Annotated in this window: 20 protein-coding genes; all 20 read right to left on the reverse strand. The window is 49.4% G+C overall.

Annotated features, from left to right (window positions below):
- Window positions 1-5 precede the first annotated feature (5 nt).
- The 20 genes from MKZ12_RS24025 to MKZ12_RS24120 all read right to left on the reverse strand — a co-directional run bounded on the left by MKZ12_RS24025 (window position 6) and on the right by MKZ12_RS24120 (window position 22853).
- On the reverse strand, window positions 6-758 hold the full coding sequence (locus tag MKZ12_RS24025) for an ABC transporter ATP-binding protein (protein WP_339257142.1): 753 nt from the start codon (window positions 756-758) through the stop codon (window positions 6-8).
- Window positions 759-1568, reverse strand: a complete 810-nt coding sequence (locus MKZ12_RS24030) for an ABC transporter ATP-binding protein (protein WP_339257144.1) — start codon at window positions 1566-1568, stop codon at window positions 759-761.
- Complete coding sequence (opp1C, locus tag MKZ12_RS24035; protein ID WP_339257146.1) at window positions 1549-2445, reverse strand: nickel/cobalt ABC transporter permease; 897 nt, start codon at window positions 2443-2445, stop codon at window positions 1549-1551. Before opp1C ends, MKZ12_RS24030 begins: the two co-directional genes overlap by 20 nt.
- Entirely contained in the window at window positions 2445-3377 is a 933-nt protein-coding gene (opp1B, locus tag MKZ12_RS24040; RefSeq protein WP_339257148.1) for a nickel/cobalt ABC transporter permease, read from the reverse strand. Before opp1B ends, opp1C begins: the two co-directional genes overlap by 1 nt.
- Window positions 3378-3390: 13 nt before the next feature.
- Window positions 3391-5019 carry a nickel ABC transporter substrate-binding protein gene (nikA, locus tag MKZ12_RS24045; protein WP_339257150.1) on the reverse strand — a complete coding sequence of 543 codons (1629 nt, stop codon included), beginning with the start codon at window positions 5017-5019 and terminating at the stop codon, window positions 3391-3393.
- 214 nt (window positions 5020-5233) lie between these two features.
- Window positions 5234-6535, reverse strand: a complete 1302-nt coding sequence (locus tag MKZ12_RS24050) for an opine metallophore biosynthesis dehydrogenase (protein ID WP_339257152.1) — start codon at window positions 6533-6535, stop codon at window positions 5234-5236.
- Between the two features lie 66 nt (window positions 6536-6601).
- Complete coding sequence (locus MKZ12_RS24055) at window positions 6602-7558, reverse strand: SAM-dependent methyltransferase (protein ID WP_339257154.1); 957 nt, start codon at window positions 7556-7558, stop codon at window positions 6602-6604.
- A 43-nt stretch (window positions 7559-7601) separates the two neighbouring features.
- Window positions 7602-8462: a diaminopimelate epimerase gene (locus MKZ12_RS24060; protein ID WP_339257156.1), complete on the reverse strand. Its 861-nt coding sequence runs from the start codon at window positions 8460-8462 to the stop codon at window positions 7602-7604.
- 330 nt (window positions 8463-8792) lie between these two features.
- Entirely contained in the window at window positions 8793-9974 is a 1182-nt protein-coding gene (locus MKZ12_RS24065) for an amidohydrolase (RefSeq protein WP_339261508.1), read from the reverse strand.
- A gap of 95 nt (window positions 9975-10069) precedes the next feature.
- Window positions 10070-11131 carry an LLM class flavin-dependent oxidoreductase gene (locus MKZ12_RS24070; protein ID WP_339257158.1) on the reverse strand — a complete coding sequence of 354 codons (1062 nt, stop codon included), beginning with the start codon at window positions 11129-11131 and terminating at the stop codon, window positions 10070-10072.
- A gap of 237 nt (window positions 11132-11368) precedes the next feature.
- Window positions 11369-12241: a LysR family transcriptional regulator gene (locus tag MKZ12_RS24075; protein ID WP_339237357.1), complete on the reverse strand. Its 873-nt coding sequence runs from the start codon at window positions 12239-12241 to the stop codon at window positions 11369-11371.
- 69 nt (window positions 12242-12310) lie between these two features.
- Entirely contained in the window at window positions 12311-12859 is a 549-nt protein-coding gene (gene ssuE, locus MKZ12_RS24080; protein WP_339257160.1) for an NADPH-dependent FMN reductase, read from the reverse strand.
- A 25-nt stretch (window positions 12860-12884) separates the two neighbouring features.
- Window positions 12885-13802, reverse strand: a complete 918-nt coding sequence (locus tag MKZ12_RS24085; RefSeq protein ID WP_339257162.1) for an ABC transporter permease — start codon at window positions 13800-13802, stop codon at window positions 12885-12887.
- Window positions 13803-13862: 60 nt separating this feature from the next.
- A complete protein-coding gene (locus MKZ12_RS24090) occupies window positions 13863-14795 on the reverse strand; it encodes an ABC transporter permease (RefSeq protein ID WP_036605816.1) in 933 nt (310 codons plus the stop codon).
- Window positions 14796-14836: 41 nt separating this feature from the next.
- On the reverse strand, window positions 14837-16483 hold the full coding sequence (locus tag MKZ12_RS24095) for an ABC transporter substrate-binding protein (RefSeq protein WP_339257164.1): 1647 nt from the start codon (window positions 16481-16483) through the stop codon (window positions 14837-14839).
- 198 nt (window positions 16484-16681) lie between these two features.
- On the reverse strand, window positions 16682-18025 hold the full coding sequence (locus MKZ12_RS24100; RefSeq protein ID WP_339257166.1) for an LLM class flavin-dependent oxidoreductase: 1344 nt from the start codon (window positions 18023-18025) through the stop codon (window positions 16682-16684).
- Between the two features lie 342 nt (window positions 18026-18367).
- Complete coding sequence (locus tag MKZ12_RS24105) at window positions 18368-18646, reverse strand: glutaredoxin family protein (protein ID WP_339257167.1); 279 nt, start codon at window positions 18644-18646, stop codon at window positions 18368-18370.
- Window positions 18647-18846: 200 nt separating this feature from the next.
- The gene (locus tag MKZ12_RS24110; RefSeq protein ID WP_339257169.1) at window positions 18847-19815 is read right to left on the reverse strand and encodes an aminoglycoside phosphotransferase family protein; all 969 of its coding nucleotides are present in this window, start codon (window positions 19813-19815) and stop codon (window positions 18847-18849) included.
- A gap of 422 nt (window positions 19816-20237) precedes the next feature.
- Window positions 20238-21947, reverse strand: coding sequence for a glycosyltransferase family 2 protein (locus tag MKZ12_RS24115; protein WP_339257171.1), 1710 nt, complete (start codon window positions 21945-21947; stop codon window positions 20238-20240).
- Between the two features lie 66 nt (window positions 21948-22013).
- A complete protein-coding gene (locus MKZ12_RS24120; protein WP_339257173.1) occupies window positions 22014-22853 on the reverse strand; it encodes a GT-D fold domain-containing glycosyltransferase in 840 nt (279 codons plus the stop codon).
- Window positions 22854-23465 lie beyond the last annotated feature (612 nt).

Raw genomic sequence — 23465 nt, forward strand, 5'->3', positions numbered from 1 at the left:
TCCCCCTAAAATGGTATTAAATGATCCAATAATCTCTTCGCATAGTCGGACTGTACGTCTTTGAGTTGCTTGATTGGAACGATCTCTGCAACCTGTCCCTCTCTGAAAATGATCACCCTGTCACAGATATAGGCTGCCGCCTGTATATCATGCGTGATAAAGACATAGCTTAGCTTGTAGATTTCCTTAAGCTCTTTCAACAATTGCAGCACCTGAATCTGAACAGACACGTCCAGTGAGCTGATCGCTTCATCGAACACAATGCATTTGGGGGCGGTGGAGATGGCCCTGGCTATACACACTCTCTGTGCCTCCCCCCCGGACAGTTCGTGCGGATATTTGGATCTATAGGCGGAGTCCAATCCAACTTGGTTCAGCAGCAGATCGACCTTCGCCGAGTTGCCCTGATCCTTCCGCAACTTTTGCTGCGCTTGCATGGGTTCCATAATGGCGGCTTCCACGGTAAGAAATGGATTGATGGAAGACGTATAATTTTGAAAAACGGCGCTGATGTTACCCATCCGTGCACGTCGATCCTGTACGTCTTTACCATCCAGCGAGATCATTCCACGATCCGGCCGTTCAATGCCGAGAATCAGACGGCCCAATGTGGATTTGCCGCTTCCGCTTTCACCGATGATGCCCAGACATTCGCCATGCTGGCATTCAAAGGTAACCTGTTTCAACACTTGTTGTTGGTGCTTGGAGAACAGTCCGCCCTGGTTATATGATTTTTCGATACCTTCCACCTTTAGCATCTATGAGTCCCCCTGCATCAACGCCTTAAAATGATTGCTCAGCTCAAGCCGGGTAGAGACCAGATACTGCGTATAGGCATGCTTAGGCTGTGTCAAAACAGAATGTATGCTGCCACGCTCGACGATCTTGCCGTCTTTCATGACCATCACGTCATCTGCAATCTTCTGCACGACTCCGAGATCATGGGAGATGAACATCATGGAACAGCCCACGCGTTCGCGTAATTGAATCAATTGTTCCACCACTTCATATTGGGAGATCGTATCCAGCGCCGTTGTCGGTTCATCCGCAATAATCAGATCGGGCTCAAGCACCAATGCCAGTGCAATCATGATTCGCTGCAGCATCCCACCGGACAGGTGATGTGGATATTGATTCAGAATCTCGCGCGGATGTCTGAGCATGACGCTTTCCATGGCATGGATGATTTTCCGCTCAATCTCGCGGGTGTTCCAGCCAAAATGCTGCTGAAGTGTCTCCCTGATATGCACACCAATGACACAGGAGGGATCAAAAGCACTCATGCCATTCTGCAAAATCATACACAGATGCTTGCCCCGCTTACGCCGCATCTCCGGTTCCGAAAGCTGGTTCAGGTCTTCGCCCTGAAATAAGATCGTGCCCGATTGGCGAATCCACGGCTTGTTCAGTCGCATGATGGCCCTGCACGTGACGGACTTGCCGCTACCACTTTCCCCCACGATGGCCATACAGCTTCCCTGTTTAACTTCGAATGAACTGTTATGAATGATCACTTTGTCTGTGTTGATGTCCCATACTTTCAGATGCTCAACCTCGACTATATTCATAATCGGCCTTTCTCACCTCACTTTCGTAAGACTTGTCAGACTTACCTTGAGAGGTCATCAATTTGGGGTCCAGAGCCACTTGAAGGGCATCCGATAGAAAATTAAAAGCAGACACCACCACTACAATGGCCAGTCCCGGTGCCAACATCAATTCAGGTCTGGAGAACATGACTTCCCTCGCCTCATTGAGCATCATCCCCCACTCCGCATGCGGAGCTTGAATGCCAAGCCCCAGAAAGGAAAGGCCGGAGATCTGCAACATCATTGAACACATGGAGCCACTCGCAATGACGGCAATATCGGCAAAGGTAACCGGAACAATATGTTTGGTTATAATTCTCAGATTAGGTGTGCCGGAGGCTTTGGCGAATTTCACATAATCCATATCGGAGAATTGCATCACAGATGTGCGAATAACGCGGGCAAACCAGGCCCATTTCATGCACACAAAAGCAATCAAAATGTTCTCCAGTCCTGCACCCAAAATGCCAACCACCGCCAGTGTCATCACGTATCCGGGAAAAGACAGCATAATATCACAGACTCTCATGATCCATGCATCCACTTTTCCCTTGAAGTAACCCGCGACGAATCCAACAATGGCCCCGATCAGAACAGACAGACTAAGTGCAACCAGAACCCATAACACACTTGGACGGATGCCATAGATAAGCCGGGATAATACACATCTGCCCAGATGATCATTGCCTAGTAGATACTCCCAGGACGAGGAGGCATAACGAAGCTTCATATTCACTTGTCCAGGATCATGTGGTGCAATTAAAGGGGCCAGTATGCCCGCCATAATCATGACGATAATCACCACCAAAGAGGTCATGGCCAGCTTGTCTTTACTCAGATTTATCAGTATTCGCATCAGAATTCCTTTCTCAAACGGGGATTCATCGCAGCATTCAAGATGTCGGATAACGTGTTAAACAAGACAAAGGTGACAGCCAACATCAGAACATACGCCTGAATAATCGGAAAATCCCTGCTTAAAATGGATTTCACGCTGAGTCTTCCGAGTCCGGGCCAGGCAAATACATTTTCGATAACCACCGTACTGCCCAGCACGATCGGGATCGCCATACAAAAGATGGACACGGCCACCTGTAATGAATTTCTCAGAATATGCAGGGTGACTTTCTTCTCGCTCAGACCACTTGCCCGTGCATATAACACATAGTCCTCATTCATATTACTCAACATGGAACTTCGAACCGTTCGGAAGTAAATGCCCGTATAACTCACTGTGATTACGATCACCGGTAGAATGTAGCCTCGATACGAATCCATGCCACTGGTAGGTAACAGGTCCAGCTTGACGGAAAAATACCAGATCATCATGGCTGCAAGCCAGTAGGATGGCATGGCGGTAAGGAAAAATGATACACCTCTGACCGATCGATCCAGCAGCTTGCCTTCTCTCATCGCACAGATCACACCCAGCAGAATGGACAGCGCAATAATGAATACCGATGAGACAAGTGTTAACTTCAATGTGTTCATAAAAGCAGGCCCCATCAATGACCACACGGGTTCACCAGATACATAAGAGTTGCCAAAGTCCAACTGCACAACAGCCATGATCCAGTTCACATACTGGATCATGAATGACTGATCGAACCCCAATGCCTGGTTGGTCTGGGCAATTAATTCCTCCGTAATCTGCGGAACTTCCTGTGCCTGTAACACAACAACCGCCGGGTCCAAGGGAGATAGATTAATCAGAACAAACGTTATAAATGAAATGATAATCAGTAAAGGGATGGTTAACAGAATCCTTTTGACGATATAACTTCCCATATCCATCTCCGCTCTATTTAAAATTCATTTGTTCAAAAGGTAGTTCATATTGAGTCTGCTTGAATGAGATTCCATCAAGATTCTCGGGAGCGACAACGGTGACACGCCCGTTGGTAATCGGAATGAACACCGCTTCATCATGGACGATCTTCATAATATCGGCATACAGGGATTGGCGGGAAGCCTCATCCGTGGAGATCATGACCGCATCGATTTTCCGGTACAATTCATCTGCTTCAGCAATTCCGCTTGTCGTATGTTTGTATGCCGAATCTGACGTAAATGCAGCGATGGTACTCTGAGGATCATAGGCCAGTCCCCAGGTTTGATTAAAGAGCAGATCATATTCCCCGGTTGCTCTCCGATTCGCAATGGAAGTGGACTCTTCGCCCAAGATTTCAAGCTGAATTCCCAATTCTTTCATCGAATACTGGATCAATTCGGCCTGTATTTTCTGTGAAGACGAGTTGCTGTCATAATATAATTTCATGGCTAAAAGCTGACCGTTCTTCGTTCTCACCCCTTCACCATCTGCCAATGTCCAGCCAGCTTGGTCCAGAAGCTTTTTAGCCAATTCCGGATCATACTCCCGTTTCTTAAGGTCTACCTTGGCGTAATTGACATTGGCCGAAAATAGCGTATCCGCTACAGTCTGCGTTCCGTTGAAAATATCTTTACTGATCGTTTCCCGATCAATGGCAACCCATAGCGCTTCCCGCACTGCCGTTTCCTGAACCGGACTATTCTGGCGACTGCTGTTGGCTACGATCATATTGGTGTTCATCGCTTCACTTCGAACCACTTGATAATCACCAGATTCAGCTAATTGGTCCATGGCCTCGACATCGATACTATCTGCTCCCCGGTCATCGGTGAACACAAAGTTAATCTCTCCTTTTTGCAATGCCAGAAATGTTGTTTCCCCTGCCGGAAGAACTTTGGATGTGATCTTCTTAATTGCAGGTGCACCACCCCAATAGTCTTCATTGGCTTCAAACGTGGCGTTCTCTTCGACTTTATGAGCAGTAAGCTTGTAAGGTCCTGTACCATGGAAACCACTTACTCCGTCTTTGGTTCCGCCATCCTTGAAATCCTTGGGAGATATGAAGACGTAAGGTCTTGTCATGGACAATTCCACCAGTGCCGGATAATAGGCTTCCGACAGCGTCAGCTCCACCGTATGCTCATCGATAACCTTCACATTCGTGACTTTGGTAGACAGCTTGATCCAAGCGTGTTTTTCGGCATTCGCTTGTACTGCATCGATATTTTGTTTAACCGCCTCTGCGTTGAACGGCTCTCCATCATGGAATTTCACATCTTGTCGCAGATGAAAGGTATAGATCTTGCCATCCTCGGAGATATCCCATGATTCTGCCAGCAATGGCTTGATTCCGTCAGGCGTGTTTTCCACCAGTGACTCATATACCATCCCTTGGGCAGGCATGGAACCTGTGTATAGATGGGGATTCATATCATTAATATCTTTGGCAGAAGCATAGATAAGTTCCGTTTGTACCTGGCTATGGGCAGGCTCCGTTTGGGCGCTCTCTTTCTCTTTTGTGCTCTGAGCGCATCCTGCCAGCACCGTAATGGCAGATACCAGCAATAATATAGATGTAAAAGTAAGACCCTTTTTCACAACATTTCCTCCCGATGAGCAAATAAAATTCAAACATTACACAAGACCACTACGTGGTCAGAACAACCTTCCGATCGCCGTTATCCCCAGATTTTTTGATCTCTTTTCCAAAGAGAAAATCCGGGGATAAATGCGAACGCTCCGCTTCTTCAGGTTTTTTCTGCCCACTCCGTTACTGTGTAAAACTAAATCCAACTTACTTAAATTAATATAATTAGACTCTACTACTTACAAGTCCGGTGCAGATCATGCGGATATCCTCTTCAAAGGATTGGATCACAAAGGCATCGGATAAAAGTTGATCTGGATGTGCATCAGCAACTTCCTGAATCTTCGCCTCGTATGTGGCGATAAAATGATCCATGGTTGGACAGCTCACATCCAGGTGTCTGGCAATGCCCTGAATGATTTTGATGCGGTAGTAATCTTCCTTGGGCATACGGGGGATGTCCAGTTCCCCTTCGCGGTTCATGAACGTTTGACGGAATGGGACTGCTGAAAAGTCAAAATATTTGCCTTCCGAATCGGGTTCCGAGAATGGATCAATCAACAGCGAGGTGTACCGTATGTATAATAAATACTCTTGATGGATGACTTGCAGCTGATTGAAATTCTCGATATCCTGGCGTGATATACTCTCTAATCGAACCGGATAGTTGTCATCCGTCATGAATTGAAGCAGGTTCACTCCCTGGATATGGAGTCGGTCCGTAATATTCATAATCTCCTGCCACTGTGCCCGCATTTGCCGTATCAACACTTGTGTTATAGGACCTTCGGGATACATCTTGTATACATATTTCTGAATATCCGATGCTTCAAAGATGGCCTTTAATGAGAAGTCGTTCATGAACAAGGGCGGATGTACATACAACGATATATTTCTCGTTTCGGCCTCCAGTGGGGAGGGCATGACTTCCAACGAAACACCTAAACGCTTATAAGCTTGGCATAGCTTGCTAACCTGTTCAGACGGGTATTGATTGGAACCGATATAGACCTTTTTCTTGACCCCCGTTGTTATGACATGATTAGACGGATGTTCGTGCATCCAACGGGTGTCTCCGAGGTAGGTCGAGAAACTGATCACTTCAGGCACTCTATTACGCTCTCTCATATAATGGGTCACCAATCGATTCGACCCAAACGTCGGAGAGACCAAAACGATACATTTCAGTTGTTTGATGAATTGTTCACTCATTTGTTCCAATACATCAATATAAGCATCCGTAGTTACAGCCAAAATGAGTGTGTCCCACTCACCCTGAATGGTGTCATATCCCTTGAACACATGATCAACGAAACATTCACCTGCAAGCGGTTGATGTTTTTCATTTTGAATGCTGACCTCAACACGCCCATTGCTCTGTTCAAGGGCCGCGAATACGGACGCTGAACGAACCGATGGTCTCCCAGCAATACCAATGCAGCAGTTGAGATAATCTTTGAATGTTACCGCAAGCTGAATGGATGCAGGGCCGGTTCCAAATATCAGAATTCGCTGAAGATTGCTCATAATAACCTCCTATATTCAAAGTTCAACCTGGAATCCTTTTGGACGTACTTGAGACGCACTTGCATCCTATGCTTTCTGGTACAATGCAATATCGAACACATCATCCGGGCGCAGGATCTGGTCTACCAGCTTCCACTTGGTACTGTCAGTCGCTCTCATCGGATAATTAAATAAGGACTTTAACTGGTCACCATATCTCATGGCTACAACCACCTGTGCATTTGTCAGGGCATGCAGTTGATCAAGCAGATCATATTTAGGGGCCACGGTAGAGCTGAAAATGATATGTGTTGCTGCCTTGGTATACTCCAGATTTTCCAGCAAGGTTGACTCCAGATGAATCTTCAAACCTGCGCCCAGCGTCTTCACCACCTTCTGCCCGAGTGTAATAGATTCTTCGTCAATATCGATCCCGACAACCTGTGCACCTGTTCGCTTGGCGATGAGTAATGGTGTCATGGGGAAGGAACCGGAGCCTACCAGCAATACTTTGGAATCGGAGGTAACCTGGAAGCTGCCGAATTCTTTATCGATACACTCTTCGATGTTTCTGAAATAATCGGCAATCTGTACATCCCCCTTCTCTAGGGCGTGTCTGGAAGCTCCGAAGGAAGCAGATTTTGCCGAATTTTCGTTCCAAGCAAGGAAGTTTTCCGCAGGCGTGCCGGGGCACGTCAAGGGAAAGTGACGCAGCAGGGGGCGAAAAGGCGGTAAAAGATGCACTTCAGCGAGTTTCGAGACACGCCCTAACTTCAATGCACGATATTTCTCCATGATCGCCACACACTGGGCGGATTTATTTCTTAACTGCCATATAAGCGAATCCAGTTCTTCCAACTCCGAATGCCCCAACTGTTCCCAAGCTGCCTTATTCTCCGAATCGGTCACAAAGAGGGAGTAGTCATTGATCACAGCCTCCAGCTCTGCACTATGCTGAATCGTATGATCGTACTTGCTCGCGAGCTTATCGAATTTCTCTGCAAACTCACTCATACATGTCTGAAAATGGACCAATGTGATCATTTCTTTTCCCCCTATTTGTTGTCTCGATCATCTATCATGTACCTCATGCGTTTACAACGCTCCATTCTGCTGGAGCATCTATGAAGGCTTTGCCTTGTGCGACAATGCCAACCGATCCCTCAATCGTAATACTCTCAAGTTCCGCGCCATTCCACTGGGCCATCACTTTGATCGCACCACCAGGCTGCTTGATGTACTGCGTAATCTGCCTCTGCTGGCTCCATGCGAGATAGGCACCCACGGAGGCCGTACCCGAACCACACCCTCTCTCCCAGATCAGACTATCCAGCTCTGGAACATAGATGAGAGGAGCCATTTCTTCCGAGTACGATCGATATAACAAGATACCGATCAGCTTATCTCCCAGGGTTACTCCCAGTAACCTTGCAAGGGTCTGTGCCCTCTTCTTCATCGGATCGTCGAAGTCATCCACTTCAATCACGATATGGATGAACTCGGCGTACCGGATGATTACCATATCCAGCTCGATGCCTTCGTACCGGATGGTTCGCTGTTCAATCTGCTTTGGAACCGGCATGGTTACCCGGCAGTCATATTCATTCTGCTGCTTCTTCACATGGCACATGATCAATTGATCGATTCCGGAAACTTCCAGCACGATGTCCATAGATTTCTCTTGTGCCAGCCCTGCTTCAGATGCGTGGTGTGCTGCAAGTGCCATGCAGGCATTGCCACAGAACTCGCCGCCGGACATTTCCAGACGGGCCACAGCTTCCGGTCTCCTTGTTGGTTCAATGAATCCCACTTGCTCGGCGTAAACGTTATCATACGACATTAGGCGGGTAGCAATATGACTGTATTGCTCGGCTGCATGATCCGTTTTAACCAGAATCGTCATGTTTTGAGTGGGACTGAACTTGATAAAATCGATCTCCTGTTTCATCGCAGCGACTACTCCTGTTCTTCTTTTTTGTTTAATAGTAATAATTACGATTAAAAGGTCGAGAAAAATATAGCACATCCTTTTGGGAAGCGTCAACAAATATTTCCATTTTAAAAAGACTGCAACTCATTCGTTCCTTCATTTCCCCTCTTGCAAAAAACCAAACAGAGCTGACGTTTCTGCGCCACCCCTGCATAAATATACCATCTGATAAGATTAAACGAATTGATGTTCCTACCGCTCTTGCTATAAAAGAAATACAAAAAAAAACGGTTGCCGCAGAACGGAACCGTTTCGATCTGGATAGGATCCAGAGATTCATTGTCCCTATCACTCTTGATGTGCTTGCACATTGTGCAGTGCTTGCTCAGCTAATGCAGCCAGAAGATGTGCTCCCAGCGGCAATGCCCGTTCATCCACATCAAAGCCAGGGTGATGCCACTCATGCGGGCCAGAGGTGCCCAGGAAGAGGAACAGGCCCGGAACTTCTTTTTGATAAAAAGAGAAGTCCTCCCCTGCTGGAGAAGGCAGCGGTCTAACGCGATTTAATCCAATCTCACTTGCAATTTGTTCCGCTGCAAACGCGAGAGCTTCATCGTTGACTACGGCAGGTGGTCCCTGAATCCAGCGAACCGTAGCCCGTGTGCCATAGGCCGCCGCCACACCGGCGACCACCTGATTGAAACGCTCGCGAATCCGGGCGCGCACTTTCTCATCAAAGGTCCGCACTGTGCCATCGAGTATCGCTTCATCCGGAATGACGTTCCAGGCTGTGCCGCTGTGGAGCTTGGTGACGCTGATGACGGCACTCTCCTGTGCGCCCACATTGCGACTCACAATCGCCTGTAGAGCCGTAACGATATGTGCGGCAACCACAATCGGATCAATGCCTGCTTCCGGCACAGCCGCATGGGTACCTACACCTTCCACTTTGACAACAAAACCGTCTGCCGCCGCCATCAATGCGCCTTCCCGAATGCCTACCGTACCCACCTGAAGATCAGGTTTGTTATGCAAACCAAATACCGCCCGAACCTCGGACAATGCACCGCTCTGGATCACTTGCCGTGCACCCGTTGCTTTTTCCTCCGATGGCTGGAACAACAAGCGTACTTTCCCCGGGAGCGTGGACTCGCGCTGTTTCAGTAATCGTGCAGCACCAATCAGAATCGCCGTGTGTGCGTCATGTCCGCAGGCATGCATCTTTCCAGCCACCTGCGAGGCAAATTCCAGCTTCGTCTCTTCCTGAATGGGCAGCGCATCAATATCCGCTCTTAGGGCGATCACCGGGCCGTCTCCTTGGCCTACTTCAGCGACAAGCCCTGTCCGCAGCACATATTCGTCTGCAATACGGACACCTTCCTCTTCCAGCCAGCTGCGAATGGCTGCCGTCGTTTCCTTTTCCTCGCCAGACAATTCCGGGTTGCGATGCAGGTGTCGCCGAATGGTGATTAAATGTTCCGCGAATGCTTCCTCCCGTTCACCGTGAAGCTCATGCTCGGGGCCCTGTATTTGCTCTACAGCCTGCTGCTTGGGCTGTTCCAGATCACTTTTCACCACATGGCCTCCCATTCGTATATATTCTCTGCTATATTAACTGCCTACTTCTATCCGATTGCGGCTTCCTGTGTCTTGGATTCCAGTGCAAATTCACTTAGTCCCTGCTCTGCCAGAATTTCACGCAACAATTCAAATGAACGAATTCGCTTGGCAAAATCCCGTGTAGCTGTAGTCACAATGAACTCTTCCACCGCAAAATCCTGCTGAAACTTCAGCAGTGCCTGACCTACGGTTTCCTTCGTACCCCGGGTCACACTTGGCTCCAGAATCTCGATCCGATAGGTTTCGTTCGATTGACGTCCGAATTCTTCCGCCTGCTCCACAGAACCAACCGTCAGCACTCTTCCACTCTCCAGATGGATCTTCACCAGCATATGCTCGCTCGCAAGTCCTTCCGCTTCTTCCTCACTGTCCGCCACAATTAGGGATAAAGCCAGTGCAGCGTAAGGCACCCTTCCCTGAGAACGATCGAATTGCTCGCGATATACACGGATGGCCTCAAGCGCTACCTCAATATTACTGTTAATGAATAGAGAAAAGACATATGGAAGTCCCAGTTCCGCAGCCATACCCGCACTATCAACACTGGCTCCAAGCACGTACAACTCCGCTGGAATGTCGGACACAGGCGAAGCAGTGAGCCCGGCAAGTGGATGAGTTGGATCTTCAAGCGGCTCATTGTGGATGTATCGTCTCACCTGAACAACTTTCTCTTGAAGAGATGCCGCATCCTGAATCCCTTCCTGTAACGCCTGTGTTGAACGCGGTAATCCACCTGGTGCACGACCAATTCCCAGATCAACTCTTCCTGGTCCGAGTGCTGCGAGGATATTGAAATTCTCGGCGACTTTGTATGGACTGTAATGCTGGAGCATCACTCCGCCAGACCCCAGACGAATCCGCTTCGTATGTGCAAGCAAGTGGGAGATGAGTACCTCGGGGGAGGAACCTGCAACATGCCCTGAATCGTGGTGCTCTGATACCCAGAACCGATGGAATCCAAGCTGCTCTGCCCGCTGTGCCAGCTCAATCGTATGCCGAAAAGCATCCACCGCCGTTTCCCCTTCATAGATGGGAGTCTGATCCAAAATGCCCACACGAATACCCATATCCTTCTCCTCCTTGATTGTGCTAAACCGCTGATATTGAATCACTATTAAGTTGAACTAGAGATGTTACACGTTATCACTCCGATTGCAGTACTCTTCCGATCGCTCTTATCCCCAGATTTTCTGTACTCCCTTGGTCCAAGGGAAAAATCCGTTGATAAATGCGCACGCTTCGCTTCTTCAGATTGGTTCTGCACTCTCCGTTTTGGTGTAAAAGTCGGATTCAACATAGACGCTCTATAACTGTCGCAGCAGTTCCCCGAAGGGCTCCGCCAATGGCGAATATTCTTCCTTTAACGTGACAACGCTGATCTGCAACGATACCCCTGCCACCTCATGTACCTGAATGGGGAACAACTCCTGATTCTGCACTTCCTTCTTCACCGTGAGTCCCGGGAGAAAAGCAATGCCTGCCCCTTGCATAACCAGTTTCTTCGCTGTCTCCGAATTGTCGACATGATATGTAATATTCGGCGGATGTTCCAGCGAGTCGAAAGCCCGGTGAATGCGAAGCCAGTCCAATGAACCACATTCGAAAAAGACCAGTTGCTCATGCCGGATCGCTTCCATGCTGACATGCCCGCTCTCCATGAATGGATGTCCTTTGTACACATAGAGCTGGATTGGATCTTCATAAAAAGCAACCGTACGGATTGCAGGATGCATCACCTTGCGTACAAAAGCAAGATCGATCTCCTGACCAAGCAATTTGGCAATCAGCTGATCCGTCGTTGCCGTCGTCAGTTTGATATTAATTTCGGGGTAAGCTTCCTTGATCTTGGGTAGAAAATCGGGAATGACATAATTCGAGACCGATACTGTACTCCCAAGTCGAAGTGCATCCGGTGTTGTCTTGCGTTGTTGAATCTTCTGCTTGCCCTTCTGAATGACTTGCAGCACTTGCTGCGCATACGGCAGGAATTTCCGACCTTCTTCTGTCAGGACAATTTGCTTGCCAAGCCGATCAAACAACTTGCAGCCCAGCTCCCTTTCCAGTGACTGAATGCGAGCTGTGACCGAAGGTTGGGACAAGAAGAGTACTTCGGCAGCCTTATTGAAGCTTCCATAATGATTGATATATACAAATGCTTCAATATTCTCGATATTCATGAGTGCCTCCGTATCCACGTCCGCAGACGTTTGATCTTATATTGATTTATCCAATATACTTACTTGGTTTTATGATATCGTAATCCCATCCTTTTCCAGTGTCAATCTCAATTCATCCAGCGAGCGATCCAGACGTGTAGTAATATCTGCCGAGAGTACGAATTGTCCATCATCCAGTCGTTCAATTCCCTGATCCACAGCATACACACCACCCAGGATATGTCTTCCACCAAGGGCTGCCAGTACAGGCTTCAATGCATAATCAATGGCGAGCAGATGAGCAATAGAGCCACCGATAACGAGTGGAAGTGTCAACTTGCCCCGTAGACCTTCTTGCGGAATCAGATCCAGGAACAATTTAAGCACTCCCGAGTACGATGCCTTGTATACCGGTGTAGCTACAATGACTGCATCCGCGGCTTCAACGACAGCCAGTGCATCCCGAATGAATGAGCTGTCGAACCGGGCTTGCACCAGATCCTCAGCGGGTAGATCCGCAACATGAATGACTTCAACGGTGATGCCTGCCTCCGTTAATTTTTGGCTGCTGTAATCCGTCAGACCTGTCAAACGCGAACGTTTGGATGGTGATCCGGCAATAATGACGACATGTGACATAACGTATTCCTCCTTCGAATAGCGGTCAAGCCGCTCCTTTTACTTTGGGGTCCAACCGATCGCGAATATCGTCTCCAATCAGATTAACCGCCAGTACAAACAATGTGATCGCAAGCCCCGGGAACGTACAGATCCACCAGGCAACCGTCAGATAACCTCTCCCTTGGGAGAGCAATGCACCCCAATCGGGAATTTCTTTCAACACCCCAAGCCCAAGAAAACTCAGTCCTGAACCCGTCAGGATCGATGTTCCTACGCCCAGCGTGGCCATGACCAGCAACGGTGACAACGAATGCGGCAGTACATGTTTCCAGAAAATACGGGCATTGGAACCGCCCAGTGAACGTGTCGCTGTAATGAAAGGCAGTCCTTTAACCGATATGACCTGCCCACGCATGACCCGTGCGTACCCCGGAATGGAGGAAACGGCAACAGCCAGTGCAATATTCATCAGTCCTGGGCCGAGGGCAGCTGCAACAGACAATGCCAGAAGCACGCCGGGTACCGCCATCAGAATATCAACAGTCCGCATGGTGATCGTGTCGACAATGCCTCCGGCATAGCCGGAGATAATACCAAGCGTACTACCGACAATACCACCCACAAGAACCGAAGCGAATCCAATGAGCAACGAATCCCTGCTTCCATGCACAACCACACTGAAGATATCCCTGCCAAAATAGTCCGTCCCGAACAGGTGCGCAGCAGAGGGAGCCTGCAGAATGGCATCCGTCATCATCTGCGTTGGATCATAGGGCGCAATCCAGCCTGGCACAATCGCACATGCCACGGTAAAGACCACCACCAGCAATGCTGCATAAAAGAATAATCGGGATACCGCGAATGAGACGCGATAACGCCAAGGGCGGCGATTCCATAGACGGATACGTCCTGCACCGCCTGCCCATGCTTTTTTGTCACTAACCAAAGGTTTCATGCTCATGAGCAACAACGCCTCCTTCCATACTCCTTGTCAGACCACTGCTGACTATTCCATCCAATATCATGTTCGGACTGCACGCCGAACCCGGGGATCAATATACGAATACGAGATATCCACCAGCAGGTTCAGGACCACATAGATAATGGATGTAAAGAAAACAACGCCTTGTACCACGGGCAAATCCTTGGCCATTAGTGCATCTGCAATAATTCGGCCGATTCCTTGTCTGGAGAAGACGGTCTCCACCACAACGGTTCCCGCAAGCAGATCACCGATCAGCATGCCGATTACTGTTACGGCAGGGATCAGTGCATTACGAAGTGCATGACCATACATGATGGCACGTTCCGAAAGGCCTTTGGCCCGTAAGGCCACGATAAACGGTTCGTTGATGACTTCCAGCATACTGTTCCGTACCATCCGTACAATAAATCCTGCACCCACGAGACCCAGTGTAGCCGCCGGAAGAACCAGTGAACTGAAACCGTCGGAACCCATGGCCGGGAACCAGCCAAGCTGTACCGAGAATAACAGGATGAGCAGGATTCCCGTCCAGAAGGTTGGCATGGAGATACCGAATAGTCCAACGAGCCGGGCGACAAAATCAATTACGCCATTGCGGTGAATCGCAGACAATACACCGAGTGTAATTCCGATTGTAATGGCAATGATGGAGCTGAGAGCAGTCAAAGCCAGTGTAGCTGGAAAATGTTCCAGTATCTTCGGCAAGACCGGATCAGAATTGATCATGGATTTGCCAAAATCCCCACGCAGCATATCACCGAAATAGTTCGCAAACTGGATGTAAAACGGCTGATCCAATCCAAGTTGCACCCGCAGATTCTCGATCATCTCCGGGGTAGCGGAGGACGGGTCCAGCATGAGCAGCACCGGATCACCCGGCAGAAGATACATGATGCAGTACACCAGCACCGAAGCTCCGAATATAACCAGAAGCGATGTTGCAAGTCTCGACAGTATCGTTTGAACCATACCGGGATATCTCCTTCCTGAATCGGGATTGGTCGTTCCTATTAAGGCTGAATGCGGACGTCGTTAAAGAGCGGATAACCGAGTGAATCGAACTTGATGCCTTCGACCTTTTTGGATGCTGCAATAGTATACGGGAATACATAGATCGGTAGAATGACCGCTTGCTCAATCAGGTATTGTTGAATCTGATTGTAGATCTCGACACGTTTATCCGCGTCACTCTCAACAGCTCCCTGCTCCAGCAGTTCATCGATCTTTGGATCAGACAAACCGGATAAGGTTGGACGCTGCCCCTCTGCACTCGTATGATAGAAGGCGTACAAGGCATTTGGGTCGGAGTTGACCTGGCTATTGCCATAGAGATCATAATCCCAGTTCTGATAGATGACCGTTGCTACGTCTTTCGTAATCTCCACTTCAACGGCGATGCCTACCTGTTTCAGCTGTTGCTGGATAATCGCAGCAATGTCATTGCGTTTCTCCCGATTGGGTGTTCCATCAACATAACGCAGGATCAGCTTCTGGCCGTCTTTGGCACGAATGCCGTCAGCACCTTTCACCCAGCCTTGTTCATCGAGCAGCTGATTGGCTTTGTTGATGTCAGGGTTAATGCTTCCTTCCAGCGATGCATCATAACCCAGAATTCCAGGAGACAGTGCAGACCACGCTCGTTCATAGTTGCCCAGATACAATGTTTTGACAATCGATTCCACATCTACAGCGGATTGCACTGCCTGCCTTACTTTCACATCATCCCAAGGCGCTTTGCGCAGATTGAAAAAGAGTGTATATGGCAATCCAACTGTATTGGCCTGCAACAATTGTTGGTTCGGATCGTTCTTTAATGCAGCGATATTTTGCGGCGGAACGGTCTCGGCAGCGAGTACCTGACCACTCTGAACACTTCCGATGCGTGTCGCTTCTTCCGGTACGATCTTGAATGTGATCGTATCCACATGAGGTGCGGCTTTATTTTCAACCGTCTCAGGTCCCCAGTTGTAATCCTTGTTTTTGGCGACGACGATATCCGCATTTTCATCCCACTTCACAAAGGTATACGGACCTGTGCCCACCGGATTTTTACCCAGCTGATCACCATATTTTTGGGCAGCTGTAGGGGATACGATCCCCAGTAGCGCCTGACTCAGATTGCCGAGAAAAGCTTGCGATGGTGAATCCAGATTTACCTTGATGGTATATTCATCAATGACTTCGGAGGAGCTGTACGGTCTAATCAGGGCTAGAGAATTGGCAGCTTTGGTGGCCGGATCAATCACTCGGTCCAGATTGTATTTCACGGCTTCCGCATTAAACGGTGTACCATCGTGGAACTTCACACCTTCACGCAGCTTGAACGTATAACTCTTGCCGTCCTCGGATACGCTCCATTCTGTGGCAAGCCAAGGTTTGATGGAGCCATCAGGCAGCTGCACAACCAGATTGTCGTAGATCGTCCGGATGGCGCGTACCGTTACGGCAAGCCCACTGCGATGAGGGTCCAACGTATCCGGTGAAGTCGCGAGTGCAAAAGTCAGGTTGCCTCCTTCGGCTTGCTCGCCCTGTTCTCCGCCCGAAGCCTGAGCAGCACCGTTCGCACTGCCCCCCGCCGCTGCTCCGCAACCCGATAATACCATCACCAATACTGCTGCCAATGCCATATATTTCATCCATGAGATAGACCTGTTCATATCGCTTCCCCCTCTGTGTATACAGGTGTCATTATAATGATGCGTAAACCTAATACTTGATATATCCTATGAGTTAAGTCGGTTTTAAAATAGTGTTAATTGTATTAAATGTTTGCTGAAGAAGCAACACGTTCTCAGGATCGGAAATGGTACTGTCTTCGTAATGCGTTCTGCGCTAATTCAATAGGTTTAACTCCGTTATGCCAAATCAGATACTACCTGCTTTCTGGCAGCTGTATAACGGTTAACCGGAATTTGCACCCCAAGGTTACCTCGCAATGTATCGTGTTCATAGTCCGTACGATACAGGCCGCGCTCTTGCAGAATTGGAACAACCAGTTCTACGAAATCAGACAATCCACTTGGCAATTCGGAAGCAATAATGAAGCCATCTGCCGCTTCCGTCTCAAACCATTCCTGAATTTTGTCAGCGACTTGCTCTGGTGTGCCCAGGAATTTGCTGCGTGGTGTTGCTGCCCGCAGAGCCACTTCACGCAAGGTCAACCCTTGCTCCTTGGCATCCTTCTTAATCTTGTCCGTGCCACTGCGGAAACTGTTGCTTCCAATTCCGTTCAACTCCGGGAAAGGCTCATCCAATGGATATTGGGAGAAATCATGATGTTCGAAGAAACGTCCCAGGTAATCCAATGCTTTGTCTATCGTGACCAAGCTTGCGATTTCCTGATATTTCTGTTCAGCTTCCTCTTCCGTCCGTCCAACAATAGGATTGATGCCTGGCAGAATGACAATATCCTGTGAAGAACGTCCATAGGAAGCAGCCCGTGTTTTGACATCCTTATAGAATGCTTGTGCATCTTCAATGGTATCGTGTCCGGTAAAGACAGCATCCGCTTCTTGCGCAGCCAGGTTTTTGCCATCTTCTGAAGAACCTGCCTGGAAAATTACCGGCTGCCCTTGCCGTGAACGGGCAATGTTGAGCGGACCCTGTACGGAGAAGAATTCTCCTTCATGATTAAGGGTATGCAGCTTGGATGGGTCGAAGAATACACCGCTCTCTTTGTCTCTTACAAATGCATCATCTTCCCACGAGTCCCACAATCCTTTGGTTACCTGCAGATATTCCGTAGCGATGCGGTAACGTTCCGGATGCGTTGGGTGGTTGCTCTTGCTATAGTTCTTCGCTGTACCTTCCAGCGGGGAGGTCACAACGTTCCAGCCTGCACGGCCATCACTGATCTGATCCAGGGAACCGAACTGTCTGGCTACGGTGAACGGATCACTATAGGATGTCGATAGGGTACCCACCAGTCCAATCCGTGAAGTAACGGCAGCCAAAGCGGACAGGATACTGATTGGTTCGAAACGATTCAGGAAATGGGGAATGGATTTCTCGGTAATATACAGACCGTCTGCGATAAATACAAGATCGAACTTGCCTTCTTCCGCTTTCAGCGTCTGACGTTTGTAGAACTCAAAGTTAACGCTGGCATCTGCCTGAACTTCCGGGTGTCTCCATGTCGTATTGCTGCCTCCGACGCCGTGTACAATTGCTCCGAATTTCAAACTGCGTTTCGCTGTCATGTGCATTCCGCCTTCCTTGGATTAAAATCTTCAAAAGAATGTTCAAGGGTCGTTCTGAAGGGTTAACATATGCGAATCAACTAAAAGTTAACTATTCCTATGAGTTTGGTTTGTTTTAATTTCACAAATCTTATCACTGCCCCGTAAAAGGGTCAACAGCGCGACTAATAGATTTTTTCTATATGTGTATTGAAGATGTGAATGCACGTATCATGGAGTTAGATGCAGAGCATTTACATCTCCTAAAGGCCTCCGGTTCATAAACATTCCAACTGCTGCATCATGCCTATTGCATCATGCAACAGCTGGAACTGCCAGATTCAAAGTGTACATGGATCCTCGTCAGACTGCTGCTGCTTCGTCCGCTCGTGCCAGAAGTTCAGCCAGCTTTTCCAGATCAGGTTCCAGCAAGGCTTCGAACTTGCCGTCCCCTCCCACTTCAATAACGGGTACATGCCGAATGCCATATTTAGCTTCAAGCACATCACGCAGTACGTCATTACCCTGTACTTCAATGTTCTCGAAAGGCTGGTTTCGCTCTGTCAGAAATGCTTTCACTTCCCCGCAGAAATGACAGCCTGTTTTGCTCCACAGCACGACTTTTTTGGTTGTTGATGACATCGACATACCTCCTGCTAGGTTTTAAAATTAAGGTCCGGGGAATTCCTCCGAATGCTCTAGACCTTCAATTCCCATCTGTTAAATAAGAATTATGGCTATAAATGTACTCCTGCGCCCTTCATGCGTCAATGGATCTGCTAATAGAATAATCCTATAGTTAAATAGAAAGATTAAATTTTATATTTGAAAGATGAACGATTTTACAGGAAAGATTGCCTATTATTTCGCCAAACCTGTTCAAAAGCTTGTTTCGCTAATACAGTGTAAAACTTGATCTGATCCGGACTTCGATCTATAGCCCACCTTAATGTATCGAAAGCTTTCAACAGCAACACATGTCTCGCTTGATTCAGTTCATGTTCCTGCTCTTGTATACTTGTCCCATAGCCTTCTAAAAACGCTCTCAATTGTTCGTTATCAGGCCCATTCCCTTGTAGCTGGCATTGCATGAGTTGAATGATATCCCCATACGGCACGACAGTAACCTCTGCATTTCCCCAATCCAAAAGGGTTATCTCACCCGTAGAACTCACAATTGTATTCTTCAAGGAGAGGTCGCCATGGCACAAACCAAAGCGGAACTTTTGCATTTTTAATTGTTCAAACCATTGCCTTACGACCTGTGATTCCTTCATCGTAATGACACCAAGCTCGATCAGCGGGTCCTGCTCCGTCAGACTATTGATATTGTACTGAACATAACCTTGCCAACTGCCATCTGATCCTGGATGCGGGGGAGAATAAAATTGATTTTGTACCTCATCGTGCATTTCCCTTCCAAAGCCATTCACTGAGATGGATTGAAACTGTTTTGTGTACTCTCCGAGTTTTCTCCAAATCACGGTTGGAGACACTGTCGTGTCCAAACCGTTATCCCCTTCCACAACCGTTTGAATCATATAGGCATGTTCGGCGTTGACTCCAACGGACAATGTCTTTGGCCCAGGAATACCGGCACTTGCTGCCCGTTCGATACACCATTTTTCTTTCACAAAGGTGGAATATGTATCTGGATCGTTCATGCGTACAACCACTTTACGACTTGCCGTCTCCACCAGGCAGACCTGATTAACAAAACCTTTGCCGAGGATATGATGTGAGCATGTTACTTTTTCCAGCAGAAAATCACTGGCAATCTGTTCAGCTTGTCTGACTACAGAATTCTTCATCCCGCAACCTCCCTCAATCGCTTTACTTTAAGTGGTCTATATAAGTTGAACTAATCATTTATACGATAACGGAGAGGAAAGAAAAAACCTGAAAAAGCGAAGCTACAAGCTTTCTGCAAGAAAGCTACTTCGAAAGCATACACTTCGCCTACAAGCTTTCTGAAAGAAAGCTGCATCGGAAGCATACGCTATCCCTGGATTTCCCCTTAAGAAAGGGAATCGAAAGCATCTGGGGATAACAGCGATTGGAAGGTTATTCTGTCAACGTAGTGTCAGTATAAATAATCTTAAGTTCAAATTATATAGTTACCATCTCATATGTAATATTCGGATGCGGAATGAATCAGAGCGATTACACAGGATATCGCTGCATCTTCCATTCCGCATCATGCTGCTGATCCGGATATACAGATTGCCTGACATTACAGATCCGGGTTCAAGAGCTGAGGTGGGGCGATAATCGGCCATCCTTCTTCCAACGAATTCAGCTGTTCCGCAGACACACTGATAATATGCCCGGAATGTATACCCCAACGTTCTGCGGCATAGACCGATACAAATCGTCTCCGCTTGCCTCCGCTGATCTGATATCGAATCTCGGGTGCATCCACTGCGGCAACAATACTTCCTTCTGCCCAGAGATGTGGAGAATCCTGGACCGCTTTATTCTGCACCTGATGTGACTCCATCGGCCAACCTTGCACGTCACCTGCTGATATCAGTGCATCTCCGGCAGGAATGGCGAGCAGATCCGGTTTGGCCACCTGAACAGGGGATATTCCACGAGGTACAGGAATGTTCAGCTTACGCCGCCGACCGCTAGTTAACGTATAGACATCACCTTTCGCATCCGACAGGAACGCACCTTCCGGGTAGAACTCACAACTGCGTCTAAACTGTAATGCTGGATCTTGGCTACCCTGTGTTGAGATTCGCTGACGCGAATCGATTGTGCTCATGTCTCTATCCTCCTGTTGGCCGGATGAGGTACCAGAGGTGTGTTGGCTCGCCAACCGGGACGTCTCGGCAACCAGGCCATGAGGATCTCCCCACTTTTGGTTATAAAACTGCTCGTTATCCTTGTTCACTACTGCAAAATCCTGCTCACCCAATGCTTTCATGCTGACACTTCCAAAGTGATGGATAAAGGCATCCCCGGCTACCGCAAGCTGGTATCCTGCCAGCTTCACCCGAATGATCCAGTCGTCATCTTCATAATTGCCCACCGCATACCCTTCGTCCAGATAACCTACCCGTTCCAGCAGTTCCCGCGAGAATAGCCAGCAGAATCCGACCAGACGATCCGTGATTCGATGTTTGTCTGCATCCGGACGATTCTGTATGGCGGCAAAAGACCACATCTCTCCTACCTCACGATATGGGACCTCGATCTGCTGATCCCCGCCAATATAGTTGGTCACCGGACCCACCACACCAATCTTCGGATCACTGGCAAGACATGTCATCATATTATCCAGCCAACCCGGAGTAACCAGCGTATCGTTGTTCAGTACAATGATATGTCGTCCTCTCGCCATCATCAGCCCGTGATTAACACCTCCGGCAAACCCCCGGTTTTGATCCAGTGCTGCTACCCTCACCATGCCGCCTTTGCGGAGCATAGCCTTGGCAGTTCCATCCTTGGAGGCATTATCCACGACAATGATTTCGTAGGGGGCAGGTGTATGCTTTTCAATACTGGACACACATTGCAGCACATACTCCCGCTGATTGTACGTGGGAATAATGATGCTAACTCCTTCAAAAACCAGACCAAAGGAACTCTGTCCCTGGCGGACACCTTCGTCGTATCCTCTATGATAACCCTGTTTGTAGAGCCTGGCTCTGGTTGCACGGCTGCTTTTACCGTTGCGTCTGGATTTCCGCGTTGAGCGACGAACTGCTGCATGCAGGACGACCCTGGCAGGTCGCGAGACATCGCGCTGTGAGGCAGGGCGGGCCGTTTTTTTGCCGCTGCTTATACTCCCATTCCGGCTGTTTTCACTGCGAGTGCTGTTATTTGACGTGATGTTGTGATGACTGTGACCCTTTCGACGGATGTCGTTTCGAACATTAACCTTGTTGCTGCGGCCATGACGTTCTTCCCCGCGCTGTTGATCGGGTGTGCTCATATTGCTCCCTCCATTTCCACTCGTCCGTGAGGCCAATGCGCATATGACCAGCCTCCGGACGGTCCACTAGAGTTGAAGCTCTCCTTTTACCAGTTTGTCAGCCAAATGTCCAAAATCAAAAGCGACCTTGCCGAGTTCACCCGCGATTCGTCGACACAGAATGACCGCCGGAATACCCGCTGCCACCAATGCGATATCGAAGGCATGTTCTGCGGTTAGCTGCATCACCCTCGGAATGTCCATCACTCCCGTCACAGAACCAATGATGCCTGTGACATGAATCCCCCGGTTATGCAGCAGTGCTCCAAGCTCTGCGGCCTGGCTGCCTATAAGCAAAACCCGTCGCCCTTGCAGCAATGGCAGCAGCAAGCCGGACTGGTGCAGACTATAATTGATGGTAGAGCTGGTCAACTTTAGCCGGGACCAGTCGATTCCGAAGTGACGCAATACGGGGAAGAGCAGCCCCTGGAATGTGGGCGCCCGCGAGATCGGGACGCCAACCCAGTCGGCGGCCTGAATGGCTTCCGCAAGCATCGCGCGGATGTCGGGGGTTGAGCATGGCACCCCTGCATAGGGCAGAAACGGTGCCAGCTCCTGCACTTCCTGGCCGGGCAGCACCGTATCGGCTGCCAGCGTCAGCAGTTCGCCATCTCCGAGGCGAACGACAGACAAGGGGCGCTGTGCATCCAGCGCCGCCACGATGTGTCCAGCCATCTCATGCGGGCTGGACAGCCGGGTCAGGCTGGGCGCGTATTGGCGAAATCCTGCCGCGATCAAATCTGCCGCCGCCACGACAGGCAGAATGTGATCCGGCGGGATATGCTGCGCCACCAGCGCCTCCCCGCCGGCGAATACGCCGTCGCGGTAGCCCTCGGCATAGCCGCCGGGCACGGCCTGCGCCTGCACTGCATGCTCCGCGAGCTGTGCAGGCGCAGGCAAGCCCTTGGCGCTGCCCGCATGCGCGCCGGCAGCGCCATCCCGCCCAGCGGGAGCGACACCCTTCGGATGTGTCGCTTGGCGCGGGGCGGGGCCAGCACCGCTGGCAGGCATCGCCTGTGGCGTGCTGGCTTGCGGTGCTGGCATGGGCGCACGGCGCATCGCCGTGCGCTGCTTGGCGCGGGCAGCGGCACGCCCGCCCCGCGCGGGTGCAGGCTTGCGCCCAGCAGTGGCCTGGCGCGGGCCGGCTTTGCCTTTGCGGGTGCGGCTGGCTCTCGCCGCTTTGCTCGCGCTCGCAGGGCCAGCTTTGCCTGCTCTGCCAACAACAGTGCCTGGGCTGCTCGCTTTGCCTGCACGAACCTTATGCGCTGCGCCGGCAGATGTCCCCGCTTTCGTCAGGGTACTGCGTTTCCCTGACTTCACACCTTTGACTCCAGCAGGCCCGGTACCTGCTGCTATCGGAGTGCCACTGCCCATTAATACAGCCGGGTGGATGCCCCGGGGCTTACCTGACACAGTGACCTCAGCAGGCCCGGTGCGTGTCACTACTCTCACGCCATTCCCTCCTTTGGCATGCACGAG

This window comes from Paenibacillus sp. FSL R5-0713, assembly GCF_037973325.1.
GTDB lineage: Bacteria > Bacillota > Bacilli > Paenibacillales > Paenibacillaceae > Paenibacillus.

Excerpts from the sequence above, each read along its gene's own strand:
- MKZ12_RS24025 (WP_339257142.1), bottom strand. The coding sequence starts at position 758 with ATGCTAAAGGTGGAAGGTATCGAAAAATCATATAACCAGGGCGGACTG.
- MKZ12_RS24030 (WP_339257144.1), bottom strand. The coding sequence starts at position 1,568 with ATGAATATAGTCGAGGTTGAGCATCTGAAAGTATGGGACATCAACACA.
- opp1C (WP_339257146.1), bottom strand. The coding sequence starts at position 2,445 with ATGCGAATACTGATAAATCTGAGTAAAGACAAGCTGGCCATGACCTCT.
- opp1B (WP_339257148.1), bottom strand. The coding sequence starts at position 3,377 with ATGGGAAGTTATATCGTCAAAAGGATTCTGTTAACCATCCCTTTACTG.
- MKZ12_RS24050 (WP_339257152.1), bottom strand. The coding sequence starts at position 6,535 with ATGAGCAATCTTCAGCGAATTCTGATATTTGGAACCGGCCCTGCATCC.
- MKZ12_RS24055 (WP_339257154.1), bottom strand. The coding sequence starts at position 7,558 with ATGATCACATTGGTCCATTTTCAGACATGTATGAGTGAGTTTGCAGAG.
- MKZ12_RS24060 (WP_339257156.1), bottom strand. The coding sequence starts at position 8,462 with ATGAAACAGGAGATCGATTTTATCAAGTTCAGTCCCACTCAAAACATG.
- MKZ12_RS24070 (WP_339257158.1), bottom strand. The coding sequence starts at position 11,131 with ATGGGTATTCGTGTGGGCATTTTGGATCAGACTCCCATCTATGAAGGG.
- MKZ12_RS24075 (WP_339237357.1), bottom strand. The coding sequence starts at position 12,241 with ATGAATATCGAGAATATTGAAGCATTTGTATATATCAATCATTATGGA.
- ssuE (WP_339257160.1), bottom strand. The coding sequence starts at position 12,859 with ATGTCACATGTCGTCATTATTGCCGGATCACCATCCAAACGTTCGCGT.
- MKZ12_RS24085 (WP_339257162.1), bottom strand. The coding sequence starts at position 13,802 with ATGAGCATGAAACCTTTGGTTAGTGACAAAAAAGCATGGGCAGGCGGT.
- MKZ12_RS24090 (WP_036605816.1), bottom strand. The coding sequence starts at position 14,795 with ATGGTTCAAACGATACTGTCGAGACTTGCAACATCGCTTCTGGTTATA.
- MKZ12_RS24095 (WP_339257164.1), bottom strand. The coding sequence starts at position 16,483 with ATGAACAGGTCTATCTCATGGATGAAATATATGGCATTGGCAGCAGTA.
- MKZ12_RS24100 (WP_339257166.1), bottom strand. The coding sequence starts at position 18,025 with ATGACAGCGAAACGCAGTTTGAAATTCGGAGCAATTGTACACGGCGTC.
- MKZ12_RS24105 (WP_339257167.1), bottom strand. The coding sequence starts at position 18,646 with ATGTCATCAACAACCAAAAAAGTCGTGCTGTGGAGCAAAACAGGCTGT.
- MKZ12_RS24110 (WP_339257169.1), bottom strand. The coding sequence starts at position 19,815 with ATGAAGAATTCTGTAGTCAGACAAGCTGAACAGATTGCCAGTGATTTT.
- MKZ12_RS24115 (WP_339257171.1), bottom strand. The coding sequence starts at position 21,947 with ATGAGCACACCCGATCAACAGCGCGGGGAAGAACGTCATGGCCGCAGC.